The sequence below is a fragment of the Pseudomonas sp. SCPG-7 genome (assembly GCF_002156405.1).
In the GTDB taxonomy this organism is placed as follows: Bacteria; Pseudomonadota; Gammaproteobacteria; order Pseudomonadales; family Pseudomonadaceae; genus Aquipseudomonas; species Aquipseudomonas parakoreensis.
Genome location: NZ_MVOO01000002.1, coordinates 50,768 through 66,365 on the forward strand (window position 1 = coordinate 50,768; position 15,598 = coordinate 66,365).

Consider the following 15,598-nt stretch of genomic DNA (forward strand, 5'->3'; position numbering starts at 1 on the left):
TCAGTGGCTCAAGCGCCGCGCCATGGCATGCAACAACGGAAACAGCAGGGCCCACAGCAGGCCGATGCCGATCAGGGTCGGCACTTCACCGTAGGGGAATCGCACGCCGGCCAGATGTCCGCCGCCGTAATAGGATACGGCGCCGCCCACTGCACCGAGTGCGCTGGCCAGCCACCAGGGACGGGCGCTCCATTGCAGGCAATGACGCAACGTGGTGGCGAGCAAGGCCCAGAGCAGCATCAGCCACAGCGGAATCAGTGGCGACAGATCCTGGAATTCGAACACCCCGGCAGCCCGCAACAGGCTGTCTACCGCCGTGCCGACAATCACCACGCTGAGGATCAGGCGACCTTCCGCCGCCCAACTGCTGATCCAGCCCAGATGAATCACCAGCACCGCCAGCGCCAGCAGCAGCCACAGACTGTTGCCGCCGATGACACAGGCCAGCCAGCCGACCTGAAACAGCACAGCATTGGCCACTCGCTCAAGCATCGAAGCGGCCGAGCAACGGCGCCGGCATGGCCGCCGGTTTCGCCAGCAGCAATTGCGCCGTGCCGATGGTGCGCTCTAGAAACCCGCCTTCGCAGTAGCACAGGTAAAACTCCCACAGCCGCAGGAAGTAATCGTCGTAACCCAATTCACTCAAGCGGCCGTGGGCGCGGCGAAAGTTTTCGTGCCACAGGCGCAGGGTACGGGCGTAGTGCAGGCCGAAGTCTTCCATGTGCAACAGGTTCATGTCGGTTTCGCGGCTGACCACTTCAAGCATTTTTTGTACGCAGGGCAAGGCGCCGCCGGGGAAGATGTAGCGCTGGATGAAGTCGACGCCGCGCTTGGCCTGTTCGTAGCGCTGCTCGCGAATGGTGATTGCCTGCAACAGCATCAGGCCGTTGCTCTTGAGCAGGTGCGCGCATTGTTTGAAGTAGGTCGGCAGAAAGCGATGGCCGACCGCTTCGATCATTTCGATCGACACCAGTTTGTCGTACTCGCCGGTGAGGTCGCGGTAATCCTTGAGCAGCAGCGTCACCCGATCCTGCAACCCCAGGGCTTCAATGCGCTTGGCAGTAAACGCGTACTGCTCTTTCGACAGGGTCGTGGTGGTGACGCGGCAACCGTAATGCTGCGCGGCGTAGAGCGCCATGCTGCCCCAACCGGTGCCGATCTCCAGCAGGTGGTCTTCGGGTTGGAGCGCGAGCTTCTGGCAGATCCGTTCCAGCTTGTTCAACTGGGCCTGTTCCAGGCTGTCCTCGGGCGTGAGGAACTGTGCGGCTGAATACATCATGGTCGGGTCGAGAAACTGTTCGAACAGATCGTTGCCCAGGTCATAGTGCGCCGCGATGTTTTTCTGCGAGCCCTTGCGCGTGTTGCGGTTGAGCCAGTGCAGGCCTTGCACCAGTGGCCGGCTGAGGCGGGCCAGGCCGCGTTCCATGGCGTCGAGTACGTCGAGGTTGCTGACGAACACGCGCACCACCGCGGTCAGGTCCGGCGAATTCCAGTAACCGTGGATAAATGCTTCGCCGGCACCAATCGAGCCGTTACCGGCGACCATGCCCCACACCGCCGCGTCTTGCACATGGATTTCACCGAGCAGGTGGCTGCCCGGCGTACCGAACATCAGGCGCTCGCCGTCCTCGACCACCAACAACTGCCCGTGTTTGAGTCGGCTCAGTTGCCGCAATACGCCGCGCCGCAGCAGCGAGCCGGTCAAGCCGTTGGTGCTGAAGCGACTGACAGTCAGGCTAGAGGATTTCATGGCGGTGCTCCTTGGGAGGCACAGTGGCGATTTGGAAGCTGCCGTCGGCAGCCTGATGAGCAAAAATCGGCGCGCGTTTGAGCAACAGGCGCAGGGCTTGCCAATAAATGGCCAGACAGGTTTTCGCGGTCATCCACGGAAAGCGCCGCAAGTAGCGGTGCAGGCTGCGGCGATCAAGGGGCTCGCGCTGCAAGTTCAACGTGGCGTCGAACAGCTTGAGGTCGCCCTGCCAGTCGGCCATGTGCACGCCGAGGTTTTGCGCGGCCGGGCTGAAACTCATGCGGTACTCCAGATCGCGCGGTAGGAACGGCGAAACATGAAAGGCCTTGGCCACGGCGAAATGCTGATGAAAGTCTTGCAAGTGGGTCGGCGTGCGGGCGGGCAATACGTAGTGATAACGTTCGCGCCACGGCGTGTTGGTCACTTCGCAGAGAATCGCCGCCAGTTGCCCGTCGGCCTCGTGACAATAAAAGAAACTCACCGGATTGAACGCCAGACCCCAACTGCGCGGCTGGGTCAGCAGGCAGACCGAACCTTGCGGCTGGTAGCCAAGGGCGGTTGCGACCTGCTGGCGCACCGCATCGATCAGGCGCATGCCGCTGCCGGTGAAGGTTTTCAGGTAGTCGGTTTCGCGAAACGAAAACGGTGCAAAGCGGCTGCGACTGGCAAACGGTGACAGTTCGAACACGGCGTCCTGTTCCGCCAGATCGAGGTACAACAGACCGATCCGGTAACGGAATTCGTGGCGTCTGGGCGAAAAGCGCCGATGGCCAATCCAGCCGCTGTACAGAGCGCTGTTCATAAGCTTTCCCCGAACGCGGCGGCCACGCGCAACGCGCTGACCACGCCGTCCTCATGAAAACCGTTGGCCCAGTAAGCGCCGCAGTAGTGGGTGTGCTGCTGACCGTCGATTTCGGCCCAGCGGTTCTGCGCCGCGACCGCCGCGAGGCTGAATTGCGGGTGGGCGTAAGTGTATTTGGCCAGCACTTTGAACGGGCTGATCCCGGCGCTCTGGTTGAGGCTGACGCAGAACGTGGTGTCGCTCTGAATGCCCTGCAGGATGTTCATGTCGTAAGTGACGGCCGCGTGGGTATGGCCGGCGCCGCTCAAGCGATAGTTCCAGCTGGCCCACGCCAGTTTGCGGGTCGGCAGCAGACGGGTATCGGTATGCAACACGACTTCGTTATCGGCATAGGGCAGGGCGCCGAGGATCGAGCGTTCCGCCTGGCTTGGCGTGCCAAGCAATTGCAGGGCCTGGTCGCTGTGGCAGGCAAGCACGACTTTGTCGAAACGCTCGATGCCGGCCGGGCTGTGGATAACCACGCCGTGTTCATCGCGATCGATGCGCGTCACCGGGCAACTGAGGCGGATCTTGTCCTGGAACGCTGCGCTCAGTGGCGCGACATAGGCACTGGAGCCGCCCTCGATCACCTGCCATTGCGGGCGATCACTGACTGACAGCAGGCCATGATTCTTGAAGAAGCGCACAAAGAATTGCAGCGGGAAATTGAGCATCTCGGCCATCGGCATCGACCAGATCGCCGAGCCCATCGGCACGATGTAATGCAGGATGAAACGTTCGCCATAACCGCCAGCCTTGAGGTAATCGTCGAGCGTGGTATCGGCGGCAATACGCTGTTCGGCGAGGTCGCGCTGGGCTTCTTTATTGAAGCGCAGAATGTCGCGCAACATCCCCCAGAACCCCGGGGACAGCAGGTTGCTGCGCTGGGCGAAGAGGCTGTTGAGGTTGTTGCCGTTATATTCCAGACCGGTGTCCGGGTCGGTGACCGAGAAGCTCATTTCCGTCGGTTTGAACGACACGCCGAGCTGGCCGAGCAATCGAATGAAGTTCGGATAGGTCCAGTCGTTGAACACGATGAACCCAGTGTCCACGGCGTATTCGCGGCCATCGACGGTCACCTGCACGGTATGCGTGTGACCGCCGACCCAGTCGCTGGCCTCGAACACCGTGATGTCGTGTCGGCGATTGAGCAGGTGGGCGCAGGTCAGGCCGGCGATTCCGCTGCCGACAATGGCAATCTTCATATCGGGTCCCGCAGCGGTGGGTTGCTGCGCACCATGCGCTTGCCGATCGCCAGTTGCAGACGCGCTGGCAGTTTCGACAGGGGCCACAGTGCCGCCATGAACAGTGCCGGAAAAGCGATTTCCAGAGGCCGGTTATCGAGATGGCTGAAGATATGCCGCGCGGCTTTATCCACAGGCCAGCTCAACGGCATCGGGAAGTCGTTCTTTGCGGTGAGTGGCGTTTCGACAAAGCCCGGGCTGATGATCGTGACGTCGATGCCCTCGACCGCCAGGTCGATACGCAGCGATTCAAACAGGTAACGTAGCCCTGCCTTCGATGCGCCATAGGCTTCGGCCCGGGGCAGCGGCAGATAGGTGACCGAGCTGGCCATCCCGACCAAGTGCGGCGTGGTGCCTTTGCGCAGCAACGGCAAGGCGGCTTCGATGCAGTAACTGCTGGCGAGCAGATTGGTGCGCACCACGTGTTCGATGATCGAGGCATCGAACTGTCGGGCGTCCACGTATTCGCAGGTACCGGCATTAAGAATCACGCTGTCCAGTGAACCCCAGGCCTGTTCGATCTGCTGACCGATTTCGCGCACGGTCTGACTGTTGGTCAGATCGCCCGCCACCACCAGCACTTGCCCCGGATAGCGTTGCGACAGCACTTTGAGCGGTGCCACCTGACGCGAGCTGACGGCCAGATGCGCGCCGCTTTTCAGAATCTCTTCGGCCAGCGCTGCGCCGATGCCGCTGCTGGCACCGGTCAGCCAATACCGCCGTGGAGGTGTACGACTCATCCCATTCTCCTTTTCAGCCAGGCGATCACCCGGCCCAATACGGGTAAATGTTCATACAGCATGGCCCCGGCATCGAAATAATCCCGGTGGCGATAAACCTTGTCGCGCCACAGCAGGTGTGAACACCCGGAGACGCGAATCAACTGACCACCCGCCAGGCGCGGGTGGCGGTAACTCATGACCCAGCGCAGGTAACCTTCACCGTCAGCGATCTGGTCGAAACCGTGAAAGTCGAAGCGCAATTCGCTGACGTTGGCGTAGAGCTCGCTGAAGTAGTTGCGCAGTTGCTTGAGCCCCTGCACTTCATGCAGCGGATCGGTGAAGTGAATGTCCTCGCTGTACAGGTCGCTCAGGCGTTGCAAGTTGTCTTTGTTCAACTCGGCGAACTGACGGGCGAAGCGGCGCAGGAATTCACTCATGGGCATCTTCCATGGACGAACGCGCCGGCAGGTTCTTGAAGGCCGCCAGCGCGCGTTCGCGCGAGGCCCCCAGATTGACGATCGGCGCCGGATAATCCGCCACGCCGAACAGTCCGCCGGCGCTGGCCGGGTTGTGTACTTCCTTCTTGTTCAGGCCGGCCAGTTCAGGCAGCCAGTGCTTGATGAACACACCTTCGCTGTCGAATTTTTCCGATTGGCTGATCGGATTGAAAATACGGAAATACGGTGCCGAATCAGTGCCGGTCGAAGCGCTCCATTGCCAGCCGCCGTTGTTCGCTGCCAGGTCGCCGTCGATCAGGTGACGCATGAAAAAACGCTCGCCCTCACGCCAGTCGATCAACAGGTTTTTGGTCAGGAACATCGCCACCACCATCCGTAGGCGGTTGTGCATCCAGCCGGTTTCCAGCAGTTGGCGCATGGCCGCATCGATGATCGGCAAACCGGTGCGCGCTTCTTGCCACGCGGCCAGATCGTCCGGCGCATCACGCCAGGCCAGGGCCTCGGTTTCCGGGCGAAACGCGCGGTGACGCGACACCCGTGGATAACCCACCAGAATGTGCTTGTAGAACTCACGCCACAGCAGCTCGTTGATCCACGTCACCGCGCCGACCTTGCCGCTGTCGAACTCGCCCTGATTGCTTTGCAGGGCTGCATGCAGGCATTGGCGCGGCGAAATCACCCCGGCAGCCAAATAGGCCGAGAGTTGACTGGTGCCGGGTTTGGCCGGGAAGTCGCGTTCGCTCTGGTAGTAGTCGATTTGCGCGTCGGCGAAGGTGTCGAGACGGCGCCGGGCTTCCTGCTCGCCTGCCGGCCACAGGGCGCGCAATGACTCGCTCGGTGGTGCAAAACCTTTGATTGAGGCCGGCACCGGATCGCTGTCGATATTCAGCTTCGCTTGCTTGCCGGGGGCTTTTACCAACGCTGGTACCGAGCGATGCAGGCGCTCATAGCAGACCTTGCGGAACTGGCTGAACACCTGAAAGTAAGTTTCGGTTTTGGTCAGTACCGTGCCGGGCCTGAACAGCAGTTGGTCGAGGTAGCTGTGAAAAGCAATGCCTCTGGTCTTCAGGGTCGCGGCGACTGCGGCGTCGCGCTGGCTTTCGTGAACGCCGTATTCTTCATTGACGTGCACGGTTTCCACGTTCAGTTGCCGGCAAAGCTCAAGCAACACCGCCTGGGCCTGATCCCAATGGTCGGCAGTGCGCAGCAGCAACGGGATATTCAGCGCACCAAGGATGGCACTCAATTCACGCAGGTTGCGCAACCAGAAGTCGATCTTGCACGCCGCGTCGTCATGTTCCAGCCACTGCTGCGGGCTCAACAGATACACGGCAACCGTCGGGCCGCGCGCAGCGGCAGCCGCGAGGGCGGTGTTGTCATGTTGGCGCAAGTCGCTGCGCAGCCAGATCAATTGCATCGCGGTTTCCATTAAATCAGCCCACGCTGAACGAGTACCTGATGGGCCGAGAGCGAATCTTCGGCCAGGATCAAATCAGCGATCTCAAGGGTTCTTACGGACAACTCGGTCTGGTGGATGCATACCGTTGGTCCGACGAGCATTTTTGCCGCGCTGATGCCGTTCAGCAGTTTCGGCAACTGCGCCAGGTTCATTGCCTTGCTGGAATACAGCAGCACTCCTCGCGCTTGCAGATGATCGACCGCCAGCGCCAGTTCTCCGGCCGGAAGAGGCCAGTCGAACACTTGTACCGGGCAGTCGGCACTGCTGATCAGCCACGCGCAGAGCCACAGGTGTGGTTCCAGCGCCAGGTCCGAGTGATTGATCAGCAGCAGCGGTGCAGCGTGCAATTGCCGATTGTTATGGTAGATGCGCGCGCCAAATTTGCTGCGCAACCACGAATAAAAGAACACACGCTCCATCTGCGCACCGAACTGTCCTTGCCAGCGCTGTTCGAGTTCGGCCAGCAGCGGCAGGAGTAATTGCTCGCACAGCGTGCGTGGCGGGTACAGGGCCATGGCCTGGTTGATGCTGTCGTCGAGATTGCGCTCATTGAGCTGGATGACGGCGCCGAGCAAGGACTGACGCTGTCGTTGCCAGTCGTTCTCCACCGTCTCGGTAAAAGCTTGCGGCGCGTCGAGCAACGGTTTGACCTGACTGACCGCCACGCCTCGGTTGAGCCAGGTCAGAATGGTCAGGATGCGTTGCACATGTTCGCTGGAATACAGGCGATGGCCCTTGGGCGTGCGCTGCGGCACGATCAACCCGTAACGGCGCTCCCAGGCGCGCAGGGTAATGGCGTTGACGCCGGTCTGCCGCGCCACTTCGCGGATGGGCAGCCAGCCCTCGTCGAGGGCTTTCTTGAAGTCCGCACCGAGGTCTTCCCGGGCGCTGCTGTCGAGTGTGTCGTTCATCAAATGGCGTTTCGCAGGCTGAGGTTTTCCGGATGCGGCTGCAGGTACACCTGTTGTGCGATGTACGGGTCCGGGTGTTGGCGAAAATGATGTTTGAGCAAGGTCAGCGGCACCACCAGCGGCACGATGCCGTGACGGTACTGGCCGATGACATGTTGCATTTCCTGTTTGTCTTCAGGGCTGATCGCCTGTTTCAGATAGCCGCTGATGTGCTGCAGGACGTTGCTGTGAGTGCGGCGGGTGGCGCATTTCTTCAACGCGCTCATCAACTCGCTGAAATAGCGCGGGCCGAGTTCGACCGGATCGGTCTGGGCCATGTTGCCCAGCAATTTGCCCAAGGCTTTGTATTGTTCAGGGTTGTGCGCCATCAACAGGTATTTGTAGCGCGAGTGGAATTCGGTCAGTGCGCGGCGGCTCAAGCCTTGTTTGAGCACTTGTTGCCAGGCGCTGTAGGCGAGTACGCGGGTGATGAAGTTTTCCCGCAGCACTGGATCGTTCAGGCGTCCGGCTTCTTCTACCGGCAGATCCGGGTGCTGCGCACAGAACGCCTGAGCGTAGATGCCACGGCCGCCGCCGTTCACCGGCGCGCCGTTGGCGTGATAGACCTTGACCCGCTCCAGACCGCACGAAGGCGACTGCTGCATGAAGATGTAGCCGCAGATGTCATTGAGCTCGCCGGCCATTTTCTGCCCGTAGGCTGCCAGTGGTTCGGTGACATTGATTTGCGGGTTGACGGTGCCGACCGCTTCAGGAGCGTCCGGATCCCCGACCAGGCGGATCGGCTCGCGAGGAATGCCCAGGCCAATCGCGACTTCAGGACAAACCGGGACGAATTCGAAATGCTCGGCGAGGGTGCGGCTGCACAGCCGCGATTCCTTATGCCCGCCGTTGTAGCGCACTTCGGCGCCCATCAGGCAGGCGCTGATGGCGATTTTGGGCCGCAAAGCAGAAAGATCGGACATGCACACCTCGAATCTATTCCTGTACAGGTATTTATTTCTGTACAACTTTTCCTCAGCATAGATTCATGCGTGTACAAGTCAACTCATTTGTATAAGTTTTTCCAGGTTTAACGTCCCACCGGGAAATCATTTCCAGCCGGATAACCAGTGAGTGTTGTCTTTAAGCGTCTGCCAACCGAGGCGTTCGGCGCGCTTGGTCAGCACCGCCTGCAATTCAACCTCCAGCACCGTACCTTCCTCATCACGGAACAGCTCGGTGACCAGAAAATGCTTTTCACGGTTTTGCGGGTGGGCTGCTGTCCACTTCGAGAGCAGCAGCTTTTGCGGATTGATGCGGTTCATTGCAGGTGTTCGTGCAAACGGCGTGCAGCTTCCTGGCCGCTGAGCCAGGCCCCCTCGACGCGCCCCGACAGGCACCAGTCGCCGCAGGCATACAGGCCCAGATCGGCGTCGGCCAGCGTGCCCCATTCGTGGCCGGTCGCAGGGCGCGCGTAGAGCCAGCGGTGGGCGAGGCTGAAGGTCGGCGCGGGCATGGCGCTGTGCAGCAGTTCGGCGAAGGCACCGTGCAGTTGCTCGATCACCGCTTCCTTGGGCAGGTCGATGTGTTGCCGGCTCCAGGCGCTGCTGGCGTGCAGCACCCAGGTGTCGCACGTCGTGTCACGTCCCGGTTTGCTGCGGTTGCGTGCCAGCCAGTCGAGCGGGCTGTCCTGCACAAAGCAACCTTCGATCGGTGTGTCCAGTGGAGTATCGAAGGCGAGGGCGACGGCCCAGGTCGGGTCCATTTTCACCCCGGCGGCCGCGCCGGCGAGTTTCGGTGCGGCGGCCAGCAATGCGGTGGCTTGCGGCGCCGGGGTGGCGATCACCACATGGCTGAAGGGGCCATGGGTGAAGCCTTCGGCGTCCTGCAAATGCCAATGTTCTTCGCCGCGAAACACCTCGGTGATGCGGCAGGCAAAGTGCACTTCCAGGCCATTGAGCAAGCCGCGGGTGATGGCGCTCATGCGCGGCGTGCCGACCCAACGGGTCTGCTCGTCCGGCGACAGATTCAATTGCCCGCCCTGACAGGTGTAGAGCTGCGGTTGCCATTCGGCGACCCAGCCCTGGCTCTGCCAGCGCTGCACCTCGGTGACGAAACGCCGGTCGCGGGCGGTGAAATATTGCGCGCCCATGTCCAGAGAACCGGCGTCGCTGCGTTTGCTCGACATGCGCCCGCCGCTGCCGCGGCTTTTGTCGAAGAGCTGGACGGTGTGTCCGGCCTCTGTCAGCGCTTGCGCGGCGGAGAGTCCGGCGATGCCGGTGCCGATGATTGCGATAGGTACAGTCATAGGGGCCTCGTTTACCTTTCTGTACAGACTACGCCGTCAATGAAACCTGTACAATTTTGTTTTTTGGTATAACTTCTAGCGTTCTCGTTCTGACAGCTTGGCCTATGGTTAAACAATAGAGCCTGCCCGATAGAAAAGATCCCTGCTTATAAAAATAGACTAGTGATCCGGGTAAAACGCCACGCGAGGAAGATGTCATGCGCATATTGCTGACCGGCGGTACTGGTTTGATCGGACGTCAGCTCTGTCAGTATTGGTCCAGGCAAGGCCATCAACTGACGGTGTGGAGTCGGCGTCCGGAGAAAGTCGCGCAGATCTGCGGTGCGCAGGTGCGCGGTATTGCCCGTCTCGAAGACTTCGGCAACGAGCCACTGGACGCAATCGTCAATCTGGCTGGAGCACCGATCGCGGATCGGCCATGGACCCATCGGCGCAAAGCGTTGTTGTGGAGCAGCCGCATCACCCTGACTGAAACCCTGCTGGCCTGGTTGGAAACACGACAACAGAAACCGGCGTTGTTGATTTCCGGTTCTGCAGTCGGTTGGTACGGTGACGGCGGTGAGCGCGAGCTGACCGAGGACTCACCGCCGGTGATCGACGATTTTGCCAGCCAGTTGTGCATCGCCTGGGAGGAAACCGCGCAGCGTGCCGAAGCATTGGGCGTGCGCGTGGTGCTGGTACGAACCGGGCTGGTGCTATCAGCCGAGGGCGGCTTTTTGTCGCGACTGTTGCTGCCGTTCAAGCTTGGGCTGGGCGGGCCTTTGGGCAATGGTCGGCAGTGGATGCCATGGATTCATATTGATGATCAAATCGCCCTGATTGATTTTCTTCTGCACCGCGATCAGGCGAGCGGTCCTTATAATGCCTGCGCACCGAAACCGGTGCGCAATCGCGAGTTTGCCAAGACGCTGGGCAGCGTGCTGCATCGTCCGGCGTTCATGCCGATGCCGGCCCTGGCGCTGAAGGTCGGGCTTGGCGAAATGTCTTTGCTGTTGCTGGGTGGCCAACGCGCCATGCCGGCACGCTTGCTGGAAGCGGGTTTCACTTTCCAGTTCACGGATTTGCGCGCGGCTCTGGATGATCTCTCCGGCCGCCTTTGAAATAGGACGATGCATGACCGATCACGCCTTGCTTCTGGTCAACCTGGGCTCCCCGGCCTCCACTTCGGTGGCCGATGTACGCAGCTACCTCAATCAATTTCTGATGGACCCGTACGTGATCGACCTGCCGTGGCCGGTGCGGCGGCTGTTGGTGTCGCTGATCCTGATCAAGCGCCCCGAACAATCGGCCCATGCCTACGCGTCGATCTGGTGGGAGGAGGGTTCGCCGCTGGTGGTGCTGAGCCGTCGTCTGCAGCAGCAGATGACAACCCGTTGGACCCATGGCCCGGTGGAACTGGCCATGCGTTACGGCGAGCCGTCGATTGAAACGAAATTGCTGCAACTGGTCGCCGCCGGGCACAAGCGCATTACGCTGGCGCCGCTTTATCCACAGTTCGCCGACAGCACCACCACCACGGTGATCGAAGAAGCCAAGCGGGTGATTCGCGAGAACAAGCTCGACGTGAAACTGTCGGTGCTGCAACCGTTCTACGATCAGCCGGAATACCTCGATGCACTGGTCGCCAGCGCCCAACCGCACTTGCAGCAGGACTACGATCACTTGCTGCTGAGCTTCCATGGCTTGCCAGAGCGGCACCTGACCAAGCTCGATCCGACGGGCAATCACTGCCTCAAAAACGAAGACTGCTGCAAGAATGCCTCGCCGGCAGTACTGGCCACCTGTTACCGCGCCCAGTGCCTACGCACCGCCTCTGAGTTCGCCAGGCGCGCAGGCATTGCCGATGGCAAATGGTCGGTGTCATTTCAGTCGCGTCTGGGGCGGGCCAAGTGGATCGAACCCTACACCGAGGCGCGGCTGGATGAGCTGGCGAAAAGCGGCGTGAAAAAGATTCTGGTGATGTGCCCGGCGTTTGTCGCCGATTGCATCGAGACGCTGGAAGAGATCGGGGATCGCGGCCAGGAACAGTTCCGCGAGGCGGGGGGCGAGGAGCTGGTGCTGGTGCCGTGCCTGAATGACGACCCGCAATGGGCGAAGGCGTTGGCAACCCTGTGCGAGAGAGCGCCGTTGGCGCTGTAGCTGTTGTGGCGAGGGAGCTGGTTGCGAAGCAGCCCCAAACCCTGCGAACGCGGTTCACAGGAAACCGCATCCGCCGAGTTTATGACTGCTTCGCAGTCAAGCGGGAGCAAGCTCCCTCGCCAAAGGTCATGAGCAGATTTTAGATTAGCGGCTCATCCGCCTTCTTGTGCTTCCAGCTGTCATTGCCCGGCAGGATCAGGTTCAGCGCAATCGCCACCACCGCGCACAACGCGATGCCTTTGAGGCCGAAGTCGTCCGGGCCAGTGCCGGTGCCGACCAGCACACCGCCGATGCCGAACACCAGGGTCACCGAGACGATCACCAGATTGCGCGCTTCGCCCAGATCGATTTTGTGACGGATCAGGGTGTTCATCCCCACCGCGGCAATCGAGCCGAACAGCAGGCACAGAATCCCGCCCATCACCGGCACCGGAATGCTTTGCAGCAGCGCGCCGAACTTGCCGATGAACGCCAGGGTGATGGCGAAGATCGCCGCCCAGGTCATGATTTTCGGGTTGTAGTTCTTGGTCAGCATCACCGCGCCGGTCACTTCGGCATAGGTGGTGTTCGGTGGGCCGCCAAACAGGCCGGCGGCCGTGGTAGCGATGCCGTCACCCAGCAGGGTGCGATGCAGGCCCGGCTTCTTCAGATAGTCACGACCGGTCACACTGCCTACTGCGATTACGCCGCCGATGTGCTCGATGGCCGGCGCCAGCGCCACTGGAACGATGAACAGGATCGCCTGCCAGTTGAACTCGGGTGCCGTGAAGTGCGGCAGGGCGAACCATGGCGCGGCAGCAATCTTCGCGGTATCGACCACGCCGAAATAAAACGACATGGCAAAACCGACCAGCACCCCGGAAATGATCGGCACCAGGCGGAAAATGCCTTTGCCGAACACCGCCACGATCAACGTGGTCAGCAGCGCCGGCATCGAGATCATCATCGCGGTCTGGTAGTGGATCAGTTCAGAACCATCACCCGCCTTGCCCATTGCCATGTTCGCGGCAATCGGTGCCATGGCCAGGCCGATGGAGATGATCACCGGACCAATCACTACCGGTGGCAGCAGACGGTCAATGAAACCGGTGCCTTTGATCTTCACGGCAAGGCCGAGGAAGGTATAGACGAAACCGGCCGCCATCACGCCGCCCATGGTCGCGGCGAGGCCGAACTGGCCCTTGGCGAGAATGATCGGAGTGATGAAGGCAAAGCTCGACGCGAGGAACACCGGCACCTGACGCCCGGTGACGATCTGGAACAGGATCGTCCCTAAACCCGCGGTAAACAGTGCCACGTTCGGGTCAAGACCCGTGATCAGCGGCATCAGCACCAAGGCGCCGAAAGCCACGAACAGCATCTGGGCACCGGACAGCACCGTGCGCCAGAGCGGATCGTTGAACTCTTGCTGCATGTTTACGCGTCCTTCTGCTTGGTGCCGAAGATCTTGTCACCGGCGTCGCCAAGCCCAGGGATGATGTAACCGTGCTCGTTCAAGCGCTCATCGATGGACGCGGTGTAGATGGTCACGTCCGGGTGAGCCTTTTCTACGGCAGCAATGCCTTCCGGCGCGGCGACCAGCACCATTGCGCGGATGTCCTTGCAGCCGGCTTTCTTCAGCAGGTCGATGGTCGCGACCATGGAGCTGCCGGTGGCGAGCATCGGGTCGATGATCATCGCCAACCGTTCGTCGATTTCCGGAACCAGTTTTTCCAGGTAGGTGTGCGCTTGCAGGGTTTCTTCGTTGCGGGCGACGCCCACTGCGGAAACCTTGGCGCCCGGGATCAGACTCAGCACGCCTTCGAGCATGCCGATGCCGGCGCGCAGGATCGGCACGACGGTGATCTTCTTGCCGGCGATTTTCTCCACCGACACGGTGCCGCACCAACCTGGAATATCGTAGGTTTCCAGGGGCAGGTCTTTGGTAGCTTCATAGGTCAACAGGGCGCCGACTTCCTGAGCAAGCTCACGGAAATTCTTGGTGCTGATGTCAGCGCGGCGCATCAGGCCGAGTTTATGGCGGATCAGCGGATGGCGGATCTCGAGGATGGGCATGGAAAAACTCCGGCGGCGGGCAAAAAAACCGGCCTAGATTAATCTATCCGAGGGTGATGTCCTATAGGACATTGAATACGTTAGTCCATTAACGCTTGATTCGACCTCGCGGGATGCGTACCTTTGCCCGCTTTTCCAATTCCGCCACCCCTGGAGAGCGCCATGTCCGCTGATCTCGAGCATATCCGTCAAATCATGCGAGAGGCTGACTGCCTGTACACCGAAGCTGAAGTCGAGGCCGCCATCGCCCGCGTCGGTGCACACATCAACGAACAACTGGCCGACAGCAACCCGGTGGTGTTCTGCGTGATGAACGGCGGCCTGATCTTCTCCGGCAAACTGCTGACTCATCTGCAGTTCCCGCTGGAAGCCTCCTACCTGCACGCCACCCGTTATCGCAACGAAACCAGCGGCGGCGACCTGTTCTGGAAAGCCAAGCCGGAAGTCTCGTTCATCGACCGCGACGTGCTGATCATCGACGACATCCTCGACGAAGGTCACACCCTGGGCGCGATCATCGACTTCTGCAAACACGCCGGCGCGCGCAAAGTGCACACCGCCGTGCTGATCGACAAGGACCACGACCGCAAGGCACGTCCTGACCTGAAGGCAGACTTCGTCGGCCTGCCATGCGTTGACCGCTACATCTTCGGTTACGGCATGGACTACAAAGGCTACTGGCGCAACGCCAACGGGATCTTTGCCGTTAAAGGCATGTAAGCAAGATCAAAAGATCGCAGCCTTCGGCAGCTCCTACAGGGGGATTGATGTACACCCTGTAGGAGCTGCCGAAGGCTGCGATCTTTTGCTTTTAATCCCATGCTAGAGTGCTCGGCCCTGCCCCCGGAGCCTGCCATGAGCCTCTTGATCCGCAGCTTTGCCGCCCTGTTGCTGACCCTCAGCCTGCCTCTGGCCGCCGCCCCGGCGCCGATGCACAGTCAGTTTCTACCGCCGGACGACCTGACCCTGCGTGATGCCGAACCCGAGCAGCAACAACTGCTGCAGGTCACCGATTATTCGGTGGTGGTCGGTGCGCAACGCCAGTCCAATCAGCAGCCGATTCCGGTGACCTCACCGCTGATGATCCGCCTCAAGGGCAAGTCGCTGAACAAGGGCGCAACCATCACCCAGGTGCTGGTCAATTTCGATGGCGAAAGCAAAAGCCTGAAAAAACCGGTTTATGACGACAAGAGCAAGACCCTGACCCTGTTCTACCCGCTGGCCCAATACCGGGTGGTGGTCGATCTGCTGCGCAACGACACCGTGTATGTACAGTTCCTCAGTTACGCCAACGGCCACATCTGGGCCGATCTGCACACCGGGGCCGTTCGTGCGCGTTGAGCCTTGTGGCTGGGCAGGGGTAAACTGCCCGCCCCGTGTAATGTCTGCGAGCTGGAGTCGGCAATGCGTAAAGATAAGAAACAGGTGATTGGTGACGAGATCGGCGATGAGCAGATCAAGCTGTTCCTCGATTTTGAGCCGGTCGACGCCACTTCGCCGTCGCTGCACAAACTGATCAAGGCCTATCGTGGTTTGCGCATCGACGATTTCGAGCGCTTCCTGACGTTCTTCGTGGCTGCCGGTTACGACGTTGATGGCAAGGATGAACAGGGCCAGACGTTTGTTGATCTGATCAAGGATCAGCGTAACGCGGCCGAGTACATTGAGCTGATCGACAAGGCGCGCGGTTAAGATCATCCCTGTGGCGAGGGAGCTTGCTCCCGCTTGAGTG

General features: G+C 60.7%; 18 protein-coding genes. 5 read left to right on the forward strand and 13 right to left on the reverse strand.

The window, feature by feature from the left end; translation table 11 throughout:
- The 11 genes from B1722_RS04585 to B1722_RS04635 form a co-directional block, all read right to left on the reverse strand.
- Positions 1–492 carry a DUF2878 domain-containing protein gene (locus tag B1722_RS04585; protein ID WP_086791601.1) on the reverse strand — a complete coding sequence of 164 codons (492 nt, stop codon included), beginning with the start codon at positions 490–492 and terminating at the stop codon, positions 1–3.
- Positions 485–1,750 (reverse strand): cyclopropane-fatty-acyl-phospholipid synthase family protein, encoded by a 1,266-nt coding sequence (locus B1722_RS04590; protein ID WP_041072458.1) that lies wholly within the window; start codon positions 1,748–1,750, stop codon positions 485–487. The genes B1722_RS04585 and B1722_RS04590 overlap by 8 nt, the downstream gene beginning before the upstream one ends.
- Complete coding sequence (locus B1722_RS04595) at positions 1,737–2,552, reverse strand: DUF1365 domain-containing protein (RefSeq protein WP_041072456.1); 816 nt, start codon at positions 2,550–2,552, stop codon at positions 1,737–1,739. Before B1722_RS04595 ends, B1722_RS04590 begins: the two co-directional genes overlap by 14 nt.
- The gene (locus tag B1722_RS04600) at positions 2,549–3,796 is read right to left on the reverse strand and encodes an NAD(P)/FAD-dependent oxidoreductase (protein ID WP_086791603.1); all 1,248 of its coding nucleotides are present in this window, start codon (positions 3,794–3,796) and stop codon (positions 2,549–2,551) included. The genes B1722_RS04595 and B1722_RS04600 overlap by 4 nt, the downstream gene beginning before the upstream one ends.
- Positions 3,793–4,575 (reverse strand): SDR family oxidoreductase, encoded by a 783-nt coding sequence (locus tag B1722_RS04605; RefSeq protein WP_041072452.1) that lies wholly within the window; start codon positions 4,573–4,575, stop codon positions 3,793–3,795. The genes B1722_RS04600 and B1722_RS04605 overlap by 4 nt, the downstream gene beginning before the upstream one ends.
- Complete coding sequence (locus B1722_RS04610; RefSeq protein ID WP_041072450.1) at positions 4,572–4,994, reverse strand: nuclear transport factor 2 family protein; 423 nt, start codon at positions 4,992–4,994, stop codon at positions 4,572–4,574. The genes B1722_RS04605 and B1722_RS04610 overlap by 4 nt, the downstream gene beginning before the upstream one ends.
- Positions 4,987–6,432 carry a deoxyribodipyrimidine photo-lyase gene (gene phrB, locus B1722_RS04615; RefSeq protein ID WP_086791605.1) on the reverse strand — a complete coding sequence of 482 codons (1,446 nt, stop codon included), beginning with the start codon at positions 6,430–6,432 and terminating at the stop codon, positions 4,987–4,989. Before phrB ends, B1722_RS04610 begins: the two co-directional genes overlap by 8 nt.
- Before the next feature lie 11 nt (positions 6,433–6,443).
- Positions 6,444–7,385 carry a MerR family transcriptional regulator gene (locus tag B1722_RS04620; RefSeq protein ID WP_041072446.1) on the reverse strand — a complete coding sequence of 314 codons (942 nt, stop codon included), beginning with the start codon at positions 7,383–7,385 and terminating at the stop codon, positions 6,444–6,446.
- A complete protein-coding gene (locus tag B1722_RS04625) occupies positions 7,385–8,347 on the reverse strand; it encodes a DUF523 and DUF1722 domain-containing protein (RefSeq protein WP_041072444.1) in 963 nt (320 codons plus the stop codon). Before B1722_RS04625 ends, B1722_RS04620 begins: the two co-directional genes overlap by 1 nt.
- Positions 8,348–8,473: 126 nt before the next feature.
- Positions 8,474–8,689 (reverse strand): TIGR02450 family Trp-rich protein, encoded by a 216-nt coding sequence (locus B1722_RS04630; RefSeq protein ID WP_041072442.1) that lies wholly within the window; start codon positions 8,687–8,689, stop codon positions 8,474–8,476.
- Positions 8,686–9,672: an NAD(P)/FAD-dependent oxidoreductase gene (locus tag B1722_RS04635; protein ID WP_047296478.1), complete on the reverse strand. Its 987-nt coding sequence runs from the start codon at positions 9,670–9,672 to the stop codon at positions 8,686–8,688. Before B1722_RS04635 ends, B1722_RS04630 begins: the two co-directional genes overlap by 4 nt.
- A gap of 197 nt (positions 9,673–9,869) precedes the next feature.
- On the opposite strand from B1722_RS04635, the gene B1722_RS04640 reads away from it, so the two are divergent.
- Both B1722_RS04640 and hemH read left to right on the forward strand, forming a co-directional pair.
- On the forward strand, positions 9,870–10,772 hold the full coding sequence (locus B1722_RS04640) for a TIGR01777 family oxidoreductase (RefSeq protein WP_086791607.1): 903 nt from the start codon (positions 9,870–9,872) through the stop codon (positions 10,770–10,772).
- A 13-nt stretch (positions 10,773–10,785) separates the two neighbouring features.
- Positions 10,786–11,811 (forward strand): ferrochelatase, encoded by a 1,026-nt coding sequence (hemH, locus tag B1722_RS04645; RefSeq protein WP_086791609.1) that lies wholly within the window; start codon positions 10,786–10,788, stop codon positions 11,809–11,811.
- A 139-nt stretch (positions 11,812–11,950) separates the two neighbouring features.
- Here hemH and B1722_RS04650 read toward each other — a convergent pair whose 3' ends face one another.
- Together B1722_RS04650 and upp are read right to left on the reverse strand one after the other, a co-directional pair.
- Positions 11,951–13,225, reverse strand: a complete 1,275-nt coding sequence (locus B1722_RS04650) for a uracil-xanthine permease family protein (RefSeq protein ID WP_007951684.1) — start codon at positions 13,223–13,225, stop codon at positions 11,951–11,953.
- Positions 13,226–13,227: 2 nt separating this feature from the next.
- A complete protein-coding gene (gene upp, locus B1722_RS04655; RefSeq protein WP_041072432.1) occupies positions 13,228–13,866 on the reverse strand; it encodes a uracil phosphoribosyltransferase in 639 nt (212 codons plus the stop codon).
- 162 nt (positions 13,867–14,028) lie between these two features.
- Here upp and B1722_RS04660 point away from each other — a divergent pair, with 162 nt between their 5' ends.
- From B1722_RS04660 to B1722_RS04670, 3 genes are all read left to right on the forward strand, one after another.
- Positions 14,029–14,586: a hypoxanthine-guanine phosphoribosyltransferase gene (locus B1722_RS04660; RefSeq protein WP_041072430.1), complete on the forward strand. Its 558-nt coding sequence runs from the start codon at positions 14,029–14,031 to the stop codon at positions 14,584–14,586.
- Positions 14,587–14,721: 135 nt separating this feature from the next.
- Positions 14,722–15,207, forward strand: coding sequence for a hypothetical protein (locus B1722_RS04665; protein WP_041072428.1), 486 nt, complete (start codon positions 14,722–14,724; stop codon positions 15,205–15,207).
- Positions 15,208–15,270: 63 nt separating this feature from the next.
- Positions 15,271–15,558 carry a PA4642 family protein gene (locus B1722_RS04670; RefSeq protein WP_041072426.1) on the forward strand — a complete coding sequence of 96 codons (288 nt, stop codon included), beginning with the start codon at positions 15,271–15,273 and terminating at the stop codon, positions 15,556–15,558.
- Positions 15,559–15,598 lie beyond the last annotated feature (40 nt).

Coding starts and splice junctions, on each gene's coding strand:
- B1722_RS04585 (WP_086791601.1), bottom strand. CDS start 492: ATGCTTGAGCGAGTGGCCAATGCTGTGCTGTTTCAGGTCGGCTGGCTG.
- B1722_RS04590 (WP_041072458.1), bottom strand. CDS start 1,750: ATGAAATCCTCTAGCCTGACTGTCAGTCGCTTCAGCACCAACGGCTTG.
- B1722_RS04595 (WP_041072456.1), bottom strand. CDS start 2,552: ATGAACAGCGCTCTGTACAGCGGCTGGATTGGCCATCGGCGCTTTTCG.
- B1722_RS04600 (WP_086791603.1), bottom strand. CDS start 3,796: ATGAAGATTGCCATTGTCGGCAGCGGAATCGCCGGCCTGACCTGCGCC.
- B1722_RS04605 (WP_041072452.1), bottom strand. CDS start 4,575: ATGAGTCGTACACCTCCACGGCGGTATTGGCTGACCGGTGCCAGCAGC.
- B1722_RS04610 (WP_041072450.1), bottom strand. CDS start 4,994: ATGAGTGAATTCCTGCGCCGCTTCGCCCGTCAGTTCGCCGAGTTGAAC.
- phrB (WP_086791605.1), bottom strand. CDS start 6,432: ATGCAATTGATCTGGCTGCGCAGCGACTTGCGCCAACATGACAACACC.
- B1722_RS04620 (WP_041072446.1), bottom strand. CDS start 7,385: ATGAACGACACACTCGACAGCAGCGCCCGGGAAGACCTCGGTGCGGAC.
- B1722_RS04625 (WP_041072444.1), bottom strand. CDS start 8,347: ATGTCCGATCTTTCTGCTTTGCGGCCCAAAATCGCCATCAGCGCCTGC.
- B1722_RS04630 (WP_041072442.1), bottom strand. CDS start 8,689: ATGAACCGCATCAATCCGCAAAAGCTGCTGCTCTCGAAGTGGACAGCA.
- B1722_RS04635 (WP_047296478.1), bottom strand. CDS start 9,672: ATGACTGTACCTATCGCAATCATCGGCACCGGCATCGCCGGACTCTCC.
- B1722_RS04640 (WP_086791607.1), top strand. CDS start 9,870: ATGCGCATATTGCTGACCGGCGGTACTGGTTTGATCGGACGTCAGCTC.
- hemH (WP_086791609.1), top strand. CDS start 10,786: ATGACCGATCACGCCTTGCTTCTGGTCAACCTGGGCTCCCCGGCCTCC.
- B1722_RS04650 (WP_007951684.1), bottom strand. CDS start 13,225: ATGCAGCAAGAGTTCAACGATCCGCTCTGGCGCACGGTGCTGTCCGGT.
- upp (WP_041072432.1), bottom strand. CDS start 13,866: ATGCCCATCCTCGAGATCCGCCATCCGCTGATCCGCCATAAACTCGGC.
- B1722_RS04660 (WP_041072430.1), top strand. CDS start 14,029: ATGTCCGCTGATCTCGAGCATATCCGTCAAATCATGCGAGAGGCTGAC.
- B1722_RS04665 (WP_041072428.1), top strand. CDS start 14,722: ATGAGCCTCTTGATCCGCAGCTTTGCCGCCCTGTTGCTGACCCTCAGC.
- B1722_RS04670 (WP_041072426.1), top strand. CDS start 15,271: ATGCGTAAAGATAAGAAACAGGTGATTGGTGACGAGATCGGCGATGAG.